Source organism: bacterium (assembly GCA_024224155.1).
Taxonomy (GTDB): Bacteria; Acidobacteriota; Thermoanaerobaculia; order Multivoradales; family JAHEKO01; genus CALZIK01.
On the sequence record JAAENP010000053.1, the window covers coordinates 1 to 9,822 of the forward strand.

The following is a 9,822-nucleotide window of genomic DNA, read 5'->3' on the forward strand; positions in this document are numbered from 1 at the left end:
GCCGGGCCAACAACAAGCTCGGCCACTGGCTCGACTCGCTGGAGCGTGTCGTTTTCGGCATGGCGGCAGGCTCCTCGGGAGTCCGAGTCGCGGCGGTTGAATCGGGTGACTAGCTGTCGGGTCGAACGAACAGCATCCCCTCGAGCAGGTCAGCGAGTTTGAGAACCTGATCGCCCGATAGGCCGCCGGTGATGCGGCGGACGAAAAGGCCGATCGCGCGGTTGGCGGCATTGACGCCGACCGTCGTCGCTTTCTCGGCGACGAAACCGACTTCGAGTGCACGGACGGGCTTGAGGAAATAGGAATCGAGGCAGGCCTCGGTCAGACGCAGAACGAGGTCGGCGCCTTCCTTCGAATGCTCCTCGGGCGCCGAGGAGGCTCGGACTCGATCAATCGTCTGACGCACCTCGTCGGCGAGGCTCTCGGGTATTTCAGCTGCGAAGTGGTACTGCATTCGGTATCTCCACGATTGGATTCCTCGGTCGGGTCCTAGCTTTCGGCTCGTCGCAGGCAGCATTTCTTGTACTTGCGCCCGCTGCCGCACGGGCACGGGGAGTTGCGGCCGAAGCTGGGCCGTCCCCGCTTGCGCTCGGAAGCGAACTCGCTGATCCTCGAGTAGAGGTTCTGCCGGAAGACTTGTTCGAGCATTGTGTAGAGCTCGGGGTGTTTCTTCTTCATCACGCCCGGGCGCTCGAAGAAGTACTCGCTGGCGACGGCGAAGAACTCCGCCTCGTTGGTCAAGGCGTAGGGATTGATGTCGGACTCCCCGCGATCGATCTCCGCCATCTTGCGTCGCACGAGCTCGATCCAGGGCCCGATCGACTGCCGGTCGAGCCCGACGGCCGGGGTGCCGTCTACCGAGCCGTCTGATTTGTCGACCAGATGGGCGAACTCGTGCAGCCCGACGTTGTGCTTGTCGCCCGGATTGCGGAAACCTTGCAAGAGATCCGGCTTGACCAGGATCATCAATCGGTTCATCGCGCCCGTTCCCACCATGCCCAGTGTGTTCTTGCCCCTACCCTTGCCGAATGAGAAGTCTTCGTCGAAGCGCGAAGGATAGATCAGCACCTCGTTGATCTGGTCCCATTCCCACTCGGGGAAGCCGAAGATCGGGATGATCGCGCTAGCCCCGGCCAGCACCCGAGTCGTGGTGTCGACCTGAGTTCCGATGCCGGTCACGCGTTTCTCTCCCAGGAAGACCTGAAGCTCGCGTCGGAACCGAGTTTGCTCCGCCGGCTCGAGGGTGCGAAAGAAGACCACATCGCGTTGCAGGACCTCCTCCCAGTCGCCGGGGAAGGGGCTGGCGAGCAGAGCGCGCCGGCGATGGACCTTGCGGGTCATCGCGGCGTACACCCCGACCGCCCCGGCGACCGCCACCGGCATCAGCGTCCAGGGCGAGAGGTGCTCGGGTCGCAACACGACCGCCAGGAGCGCAAAGGGGAAGAAAGACAGCGTAGCGAAAACCCATGCGGTGCGGACCGTGCTTCGCTCCCAGTGCGAGGTGGTGCTCAACACCGGCGGCTCGGCTTGCATCGCTCCAGGTGGAGTCTGTGTTTCGTCTGTCATTGGTTTTCTTCCGGGTTGCGATTGATGTGGTCGAGCCATGTCTATCCGCACCCTAGCCCAACTTCTCCTCGTCGGCGGCTAGTTGATGTAGCCCGAGCTACCCGGAGAGACGGTGCGCCGGCGAGCGAGGGCGCCTATCCTAAGAACAGCGGTGTTCTTGGCCTCGGAAGGAGGTGAGATTCGTGTCCCTCAGGACGTTTCATCTGATCTTCATCCTGATCGTCATCGTGAGTGCCGAGCTGTTTGGCGCGCGCGAGATCTGGTACTACCAGCACACCCGGGACCCCTTGACGCTTTGGATGGGCATCTTGACGCTGGTGGGCGGCCTCGGGCTGAGCGTCTACGCGCTCTTCTTCGTCCGCAAGATGGACGCGGCGGGCATCCGTTAGAGGCGGTCGTCGAGGCCTCTTCAAGAGGAGCCGAGCCGATCCGGACTCGCGTCCCGGTCGGACCGTCTAGCGCAGAAGCGCCTTCACCCTCTTCAAGATCTTGCGCATCGTCGACTTCTTCATTGCGTTGAGCGTCGGATTGTCGAGGATGGTCAAGCCGCCGTCCTCTTTGAAGAAATCGTCGGGCTTCGACAGCGAGTGTCCCAGCTTGGGGAACAGGAGCACTTCGTGGTCGCGGCCCTTCGATTCCAGCGCCTCGATCAGGTCCAAGGTCTCCGTCACCGGCGTCTGGGCATCGAGCTCACCCTGACAGAAGAGGATCGGGGTCCGGACTTTCGAGATCACCTTGTGATTGGGCTTCGCCCGAAACAGCGACTGTCCCAAGCGGCCCTCGGCCGCGCCGGAGCGCCATGCCCTCAGTTGGTCCCGGAAGACCCGCTCTAGCACTGGCAGGACCTCGTCTTCGATGTTCAGCCGCCCGTTGCCGTCGGTGTCGGTACTCGGGTTGAGGTTGTTCACAAAGACCGTGTTGTCAGGCCGAGTGACGAGGGTATAGAGAACCGGTGCTATGCCGCCGATCCAGGTCGAGCCGAGGCCCCAGTTGCCGTCCAGCCGGTCGGTCTCCTCCAGGGTCACGAAACCGTCACCGTTTTCATCCGCCGCCAGCTCAAGGAAGATGCGGAAGATCTCGACAGTCTGGAAGTGCAGGAGTTCCTCGAAGTCCGAGGAGATCGACGCGACCAGCACTACCAGCTTGGCGCCGTCGACTCGGCGCCCGACTCTGGGAGCGATGATCGAGCCTTCGGAGTGGCCATAGACGGCCATCCTCTGGGGGTCTGCCATGGGATGGTCCACCAGCGCTGTGTAGGCACTCTCGGCGTCGCGAATCAGGTCCTCGAGGGTCGAGTCGATCAGGAGCTCCGGCTGGTCGTCCTGGTGGTCGAAGCTGGCGCCCCGCTTGTTGTAGCGCAGCACGGTGATCCCACGGCGACTGAAATAGCGGGCCAAGCCACGAAACAGCCGCTGCTCTCCGTGGGTGAGGTTCCAGTCGGGAACATCGATCGTGAGATCGGCATCGTGAAGGCCGCTGCCGTGGATGAGCAGCATCGCTGGGAACGGACCCTCACCCTTCTTGGGGTAGGAGACGATACCCTCGAGCACCAAGCCGTCGTGGGTCGGGAAGGAGACGATCTCTTCCTCAAAACCGGCGGCCAGCGCCGGGGGTGGCGGGGCCAGAACGGCGACCGCGGCCAGCACGAGGAGGATTCGCGGCATGACAAATGCCCAGTTCGCACAGGCTGACAGAGAAACGAAATCGTGTCGCCACCCCTGAGGGCGGCTCGGGCGAGGGTCCCTCAGGGAGCAGCCGTCGCTGTTTTGGTTTGACGGCGCATCAGGCCTGAGCTAGCGTTGAGTGTCGTTCGACATCATTGACTGCGGTAGCCGGCGCCGCCTCGGAAAGGAGAGCTTCAGATGAGCAAAGCAGTTCTTGGAGCGAGAATCGTCCTTGGCCTGATCTTCACCGTTTTCGGACTCAATGGGTTCTTCAACTTCATCCCGTTGCCGGAGATGTCTGAGGGCGCGAACAACTTCCTCGGGGCGCTGGCAGCGAGTGGCTACATGTTTCCGGTTATCAAGATCACAGAGATCGTCTGTGGCGTGCTCTTGCTCATCGGACGCTGGGTGCCGCTGGCGCTGACGGTTCTGGCGCCGGTCGTTCTCAACATCGTTCTGTTTCACGTCTTCCTGGAACCGAGCCCGGATGGGCTGTTCGTGCCCATTCTGAGCGTCGCGCTGGGCGTTTTTCTGGCCCGTTCGTATGGAAGCTCGTTTGCGGGCGTTCTGAAGGGCGGCGCCCAGCCGGACTGAGCTCCTCAGTGCGCCGGCGTTTGAGTCGGTTTCCGATTGAAGAAGAGGGCCGGTGAAAGGTCGGATGCGGGCTCGCCGCCGGTCAGAAGCTGAGCCCGGACGCTCAGCCTGGATGAAGCCGCCGGCAGCTGCCCGCGGGCGCGCCGTGAACTGAAGTCGACCGCGCTCTTTTGAGGGCGATAGGAGCGATAGGATCAGGGGCAAAGGAGACCTCATGTATCGATTCGTAGCATTCGCAGCCATCGCGTTTATCGCGCTGTCACTTGCCGCTCCCAGCACGGCCTTCGAGAAGATGGCCTACCGGGTCGTTGTCAATCACGAAGAGCAGTATTCGATCGTGCCGCAGAACTGGCCGGTGCCCGATGGATGGAAGGCGACCGGGAAGAGGGGCACCCTGGGCGAGTGCCACGACCACATCGAGGAGGTGTGGACGGACATGCGTCCACTGAGTGTCCGTGATTGGGATGGCAAGGACGACTACCAGGTGATCGTCAACCACGAGGAGCAGTACGCCGTCTGGCCGGCCGGCAAGGAGAAGCTTCCGACTGGCTGGAAGAGCTCAGGCAAGGGAGGCCGATTGCTGGAGTGTCAGGAGTACATCGAGGAGGTGTGGACGGACATGCGCCCTTTGAGCGTTCGGAAGAAGTTGGGAGCCGAAAAGTAGGCCGGATTCATCGGTCCGACATCAGCGCCAGAAGAAGATCCGCGATCTGGTCGGCGCCGTTATTCCGCCGCTCCGACCCGGTGGAAAGCACCAGGAGCCGCTCGATATCCCGGCGCCAATCGCTCTCTTCGAGTCGGTTCGGAGGGAGCTCGATCGAAGGCAGGTTCCGACGGACGAACTCCTCCAGGACAGGCGACTCGGGGAAGCTCGCGCGGCCGATGTAACCGAGGCGGGCGCCGGCGTGGAAGCACTCGGCGACCGTGCTGTAGCCGAGCTTGGCGATCACGGCATCCGCCGCCCAGATCAGGTCGGGAGGATAGACCGGGGATCGGTTGGGAAGGCGCAGGATGCCGTTGTCACGACATAGCCTGTCGACGCCGCCTAGGGTGACGAAGAACGACTCGTTGCCGGGCTCGGGCGCCACAGACCCCCAACCCATTCCGCCCATGGTCAGGAACACGAGTGGCCGTTGGTCGGTATCCTCGAGTCCGACGGCTCGCCGGGTCTCGGTCCTTCCGGCTCGCGCGGTCCGGCTCACCGGGCCGACGCGCGTCGCTGCGCCGAGTGGTTGGCACACCGGCTCGCATTGAATGTGGAGCGTTGCCGTGTCCGACAGCTCGGCGCAGCGCTCGGCGAACTCGAGAAGCCTCGGCGCGCTGTCGAGGTAGGCATCATAGATCCAGTCCCAGGTGAAGTTCTCGACCAGAACCGAAGGCACACCGAGTCGGCGGGCGACCTCGACTCCCAACGGCGAGATGTCGCTCACCACGACTCGAGGAGGTGATTCACTCCAGCCTCGAGCGAGGCTCTCTGCCGCCTCGTCGAGCCCGAACCAGAACCTCTCGAGAGCCGTGACCGTAGCCCGGGCGTCTTCGCGGACCGGGTCGATCTGAACGAGCCCGACGTCGCACTCTACCGGCAGTACTCGGTGCTGCACCGAGAGCGACTGAGCGAAGAACCACGTCGGGACCGTGGTCACGATCTCGAAGCTGATGTCGCTCTCGCGCCGGCCGAGTGCCGCCATGACCGCCGCCGCCCGGGCCGCATGGCCGAAGCCGTGCGGCGTGACGAAGTAGGCAATCGAGCATGCCGCCATGCGTTCATCCTAGCCCGTGATCCCACTCCTCTCGGTTGCCCTGTATCCTGGTACCGATGATGTGGCTGGACTCGATCCCCTGGTCGATCGTCATCCTGCTTTGTCTGACGATCGGGCTGGCGCCTTTTACGCCGCCGCATCTCGTCGAGAAGATCCAGATGCTGGCCGAGGGCCGGTTGGTTCGGGCGATCGACTGGTTCGACCTGCTGCTCCATGCCGCGCCCTGGTTGCTCTTGATTCTCAAGGGCATGCGCGCGGCAACGAAGAGCTAGTCATCGCGGGGAGCTCCCCGGGCGCGGAGGGTATCCTAGGCGCCGGATGAGCACCTGGATCGGCACCGCGAGCGACTGGCTGTGGGGGCCACCCATGCTGTTTCTAGTGCTCGGGACGGGCCTCTACCTGATCGTCCGCCTGCGGGTCGTGCAACTGCGCGAGCTGCCCGCGGCTTTGGGAGCGCTTCTCAGGAGACCGGATACCGGAGACGAAGGCGACATCAGCCCGTGGGCGGCGCTCATGACCGCCGTCGGCGGTATCGTCGGCAACGGCAACATCGCCGGTGTCGCGACCGCCATCACGGCCGGTGGCCCGGGTGCCCTTTTCTGGATGTGGATTTCGGGCGTAGTCGGCATGGGAACCATGTTTGCCGAATCGGTACTTGGGGTGCGCTACCGCAAGAAGTCGGCGGACGGGCTCTGGGTGGGCGGCCCGATGTACTACCTTCGTGACCGCCTGGGATGGCCGCGCGTGGCGGCCTTCTTCGCGGTCGGCATGGCCCTCAAGACGCTGCTCGCCACCACTACCGTCCAGAGCAACTCGATCGCCTCGGTCGTCGGCGCCCAGCTCGGATGGGCCCCGTTCACGGCCTGCCTGGCGGTCGCGGCCCTGACCGCGGTGGCGGTTCTCGGTGGCGTGCGCACGGTGGCTGTGGCGTCGGAGGTCTTGGCGCCGGTCATGGGTCTTCTCTATCTGACCGGAGCCGGGGCGGCGCTCTTCGTCTTTCGTGAGCAGCTCCTGCCAGCTCTTGGGCTGGTGTTCGAGCATGCCTTCAGCCCGATCGCCGCCACCGGCGGCTTTCTGGGCGCGGGAGTTCGCGAGGCTTTTCGCTTCGGTGTCGCCCGCGGCGTCTACTCGAACGAGGCCGGAACCGGCTCGGTGCCGATCGCCCATGCCTCGGCGAGGACGCATGATCCGGTCCGGCAGGGGAAGGTCGCGATGCTCGGTGTTCTGCTCGACACCCTGATCGTCTCGAGCGCGACCGGATTGGTGCTCCTTGCCAGCGGCGTTTGGAGCTCGGGCCTCGATTCGACCGCTCTCACCGCGTCTGCCTTTGCTGCCGGGCTCGGCGAGACCGGAGGATGGATCGTGCTGGCGGCCTCGATCTTGTTCGGACTCTCGACGCTGATCTCCTGGGCGTTCTACGGCGAGCAGTGCGCCGCCTACCTGTTCGGACCGAAGGCTCGACTGCCGTACCGGATGCTCTACTGCCTCGCCATCCTGGGCGGCGCCGCGGCCGGGGCGCGCGCGATCTGGGCCTGGGCCGATCTTCTCAACGGAGTCATGGCGATTCCCAACCTCATCGCCCTGGTGGTTCTGGGCGGCGAAGTCGGGCGCATGCTCCTGGTGCGCGGAGCGCTCGTCAAAGAGCGCGACTAGAGCGGCTTGCTAGCGGCCGGCGCCGTAACGCCGGCCGCGCGGGCGACGTCGACTCCTGATCTTGCCAGGTCCGGTGGCGGTTCTCGAGTCGGACTGCGCAGGCCGGCCGCTCGGACGAGCCTGCGGAAAATGGATGCTCTCGATGCCTTCGACCTGTCGTCGCGGAATCGGCGCTCCGAGTCTCTTCTCGACTTGGAACACCAGGTTGCGGTCCTCGGCGGTCACGAAGGTGTAGGCCTTGCCCTGGCGATCGGAACGCCCGGTGCGTCCGATGCGGTGCGTATAGGCATCCGTTGTATTGGGCATGTCGAAGTTGACGACGTGAGACACCTGCTGGACGTCGATACCTCGCGCCGCGATGTCGGTCGCCACGAGAACGTCGAACCGGCGCTTGCGGAATCCGTCCATGGCTCGCTCCCGCTGGCCCTGAGACATGTTGCCCTGCAGGGCCACGGCGCGGTGACCGGTTCGGCCGAGTTGCTGAGCGAGGCGCCGGGCGCGATGCTTGGTACGGGTGAAGACGATGGCCGAGGAAGTCCCGTCCTTGGCGAGGATGTGCTCGAGCAGGGCCAGTTTTCGCGTGCCCTCCACCGGGTAGAGAGCGTGCTCGATTGTCGTCAGGGGTTTGCGGTGGGCGACGTCGACCACTTGCGGATCGCGGAGAATCCGGTCGGCCAGGCTGCGAATCTCGGGGGGCATGGTAGCCGAGAACAGTAGATTCTGCCGGTCCTCCGGCAGTGCGGCGAGCACCCGGCGAATGTCCGGCAGGAAACCCATGTCGAACATGTGGTCGGCCTCGTCGAGGATCAGGGTTTCGATCCGATTGAGGCGTACGACGCCCTGTTGCATGAGGTCGAGTAGCCGGCCGGGACAGGCGACAACGATCTCGGGCCGCGCGGCCAGGGCTCTGCGCTGGTGATGGGCCGAGACGCCGCCGAAGACGGTGGCCACCTTGATGCGCGTGAAGCTGGCCAGGGTCCGTATCTCGTTGCTGATCTGTGCGGCCAGCTCGCGCGTCGGCGCCAGGACCAGAACTCGCGGACCGGGCTTGCGTCCGGCAAGCAGTCGCTCGAGCACCGGCAGCGCGAAGGCCGCTGTCTTACCGGTACCGGTCTGGGCGAGGCCGAGCACGTCGCGGCCCTCGAGGGCGGCGGGAATAGCCTGCTCTTGGATCGGTCGTGGTTCGACGAAGCCGGCCGCCGCGATACCGCGGTGAAGGGTCGGGTCGAGCTCGAAGTGGGCGAACCCGTCTATCTGTGTGTGGGATGGGTTGGTGTTGGACATGCGTGGTTCTCTCTCTGCGGTGCACCGGGTCGTCGTCTTGACGACAGTCGGTCGTCCGCTTTCCTCCCCACACAACAGCTGTAGATAGGGGTAGATACGTGCGGCGCGATCCTGGATGCAGATCCTGCTGTGCGCCGTTGGCCGATCGAGTCTCGGCGAAGTGGCGCGACTGTAGCAGGTTCCCGCGGATCGCGCCATGGGAGAGAATCGGCTGTCATGAGAGTCCTCAAGTTCGGCGGCTCGTCGCTGGCGACGGCCGATCGCATCGTGCGAGTGGCCGAGATCGTGCGCTCGGCAAGGGCCGAGGACGAGGTGGCGGTGGTGGTGTCGGCCCTGGGCGGCGTGACCGATGGGCTCGGCGAGGCGGCGGAGTCCGCTCGGCGGCAGTCCGAGGACGTCGCCGGTCGGGTCGCCGAGCTCGAACAGCGTCATCTCGAAACCGCGCGGGCGGTTGCCGACGTAGAGGAACACGAAGAGCTGGAAGCCGGGATCCAATCGGTTCTGGCCGGCTTGCTGGAGGTTCTCCAAGGTGTAGGGCTGGTCGGAGAGGTGAGTGCGAGAAGTCTCGATCGGATCCTCGCCTGCGGTGAGCTTCTGTCCGCGCCCATCGTCGCGGCCGCGCTGCGCCGTCTCGGCACCGATGCGATCGGAGTTGACGCACGCGAGCTGATCGTGACCGATGCGGGCCACGGTCGTGCGCGGCCGGACGTCGGCGCCACTCGTGCCCGCATTCAGGAGCGGCTCGACGGCACCACCGCCGTTCCGGTTGTCACGGGATTCATCGGCGCGACCGCCGAGGGTGAGACCACGACGCTGGGGCGGGGCGGATCGGATTTCACCGCTTCCGTAGTGGCTGTGGCCGTTGGCGCCGCGGCGGTCGAGCTGTGGACGGATGTCGACGGCGTGATGAGCGCCGACCCCCGCATGGTCTCGGACGCTCGCCCCATTCGGCGACTGCGCTACGACGAGCTCATGGAGCTTTCCCACTTCGGCGCCAAGGTTGTCCATCCACCGAGTGTTCACCCGGTGCGCACTTGCGGCATCCCGCTGTGGATCAAGAGCACCTTCCAGCCGGAGAGTGCCGGCACCCTGGTCAGCGACGAGTCGGACGAAGTAATTGCCGAGGACTATCCGGTTCGTGGCATCACCTCGATTCACCGGGTGGCGATGGCGCGACTCGAGGGGGACGGCATGGTCGGCGTCCCGGGGGTCGCGATGAGGCTCTTCGGCGCCCTCGCCCGGCGCGGAGTGAGCGTCATTCTGATCACCCAGGGCTCGAGTGAACACTCCATCTGCTTCGC

The 9,822-nt window shown here is 64.9% G+C and carries 11 protein-coding genes; 6 read left to right on the top strand and 5 right to left on the bottom strand.

Annotated elements, in window-relative coordinates; genetic code table 11:
• Nucleotides 1-109: 109 nt before the first annotated feature.
• Together GY769_03455 and GY769_03460 are read right to left on the bottom strand one after the other, a co-directional pair.
• Entirely contained in the window at nt 110-454 is a 345-nt protein-coding gene (locus GY769_03455) for a hypothetical protein (GenBank protein MCP4200969.1), read from the bottom strand.
• Between the two features lie 35 nt (nt 455-489).
• Nucleotides 490-1,566 carry a peptidase gene (locus GY769_03460; protein MCP4200970.1) on the bottom strand — a complete coding sequence of 359 codons (1,077 nt, stop codon included), beginning with the start codon at nt 1,564-1,566 and terminating at the stop codon, nt 490-492.
• Between the two features lie 182 nt (nt 1,567-1,748).
• On the opposite strand from GY769_03460, the gene GY769_03465 reads away from it, so the two are divergent.
• Nucleotides 1,749-1,955 (top strand): hypothetical protein, encoded by a 207-nt coding sequence (locus GY769_03465; protein MCP4200971.1) that lies wholly within the window; start codon nt 1,749-1,751, stop codon nt 1,953-1,955.
• Nucleotides 1,956-2,021: 66 nt separating this feature from the next.
• Here GY769_03465 and GY769_03470 read toward each other — a convergent pair whose 3' ends face one another.
• The gene (locus GY769_03470) at nt 2,022-3,230 is read right to left on the bottom strand and encodes an alpha/beta fold hydrolase (GenBank protein MCP4200972.1); all 1,209 of its coding nucleotides are present in this window, start codon (nt 3,228-3,230) and stop codon (nt 2,022-2,024) included.
• A 198-nt stretch (nt 3,231-3,428) separates the two neighbouring features.
• On the opposite strand from GY769_03470, the gene GY769_03475 reads away from it, so the two are divergent.
• Both GY769_03475 and GY769_03480 read left to right on the top strand, forming a co-directional pair.
• Entirely contained in the window at nt 3,429-3,824 is a 396-nt protein-coding gene (locus GY769_03475) for a DoxX family membrane protein (protein ID MCP4200973.1), read from the top strand.
• A 436-nt stretch (nt 3,825-4,260) separates the two neighbouring features.
• On the top strand, nt 4,261-4,488 hold the full coding sequence (locus GY769_03480; protein MCP4200974.1) for an MbtH family NRPS accessory protein: 228 nt from the start codon (nt 4,261-4,263) through the stop codon (nt 4,486-4,488).
• A gap of 7 nt (nt 4,489-4,495) precedes the next feature.
• On the opposite strand, the gene GY769_03485 is transcribed toward GY769_03480, so the two are convergent.
• Complete coding sequence (locus GY769_03485; protein MCP4200975.1) at nt 4,496-5,584, bottom strand: hypothetical protein; 1,089 nt, start codon at nt 5,582-5,584, stop codon at nt 4,496-4,498.
• A 56-nt stretch (nt 5,585-5,640) separates the two neighbouring features.
• Between GY769_03485 and GY769_03490 the strand changes: the two genes are divergently transcribed.
• Nucleotides 5,641-5,856 carry an RND transporter gene (locus GY769_03490; GenBank protein MCP4200976.1) on the top strand — a complete coding sequence of 72 codons (216 nt, stop codon included), beginning with the start codon at nt 5,641-5,643 and terminating at the stop codon, nt 5,854-5,856.
• A gap of 46 nt (nt 5,857-5,902) precedes the next feature.
• A complete protein-coding gene (locus tag GY769_03495) occupies nt 5,903-7,237 on the top strand; it encodes a sodium:alanine symporter family protein (protein MCP4200977.1) in 1,335 nt (444 codons plus the stop codon).
• 9 nt (nt 7,238-7,246) lie between these two features.
• Here GY769_03495 and GY769_03500 read toward each other — a convergent pair whose 3' ends face one another.
• Nucleotides 7,247-8,521: a DEAD/DEAH box helicase gene (locus GY769_03500; GenBank protein MCP4200978.1), complete on the bottom strand. Its 1,275-nt coding sequence runs from the start codon at nt 8,519-8,521 to the stop codon at nt 7,247-7,249.
• Between the two features lie 216 nt (nt 8,522-8,737).
• On the opposite strand from GY769_03500, the gene GY769_03505 reads away from it, so the two are divergent.
• Nucleotides 8,738-9,822 (top strand): aspartate kinase (locus GY769_03505; GenBank protein ID MCP4200979.1); only part of this gene is annotated, 1,085 nt, incomplete at its 3' end.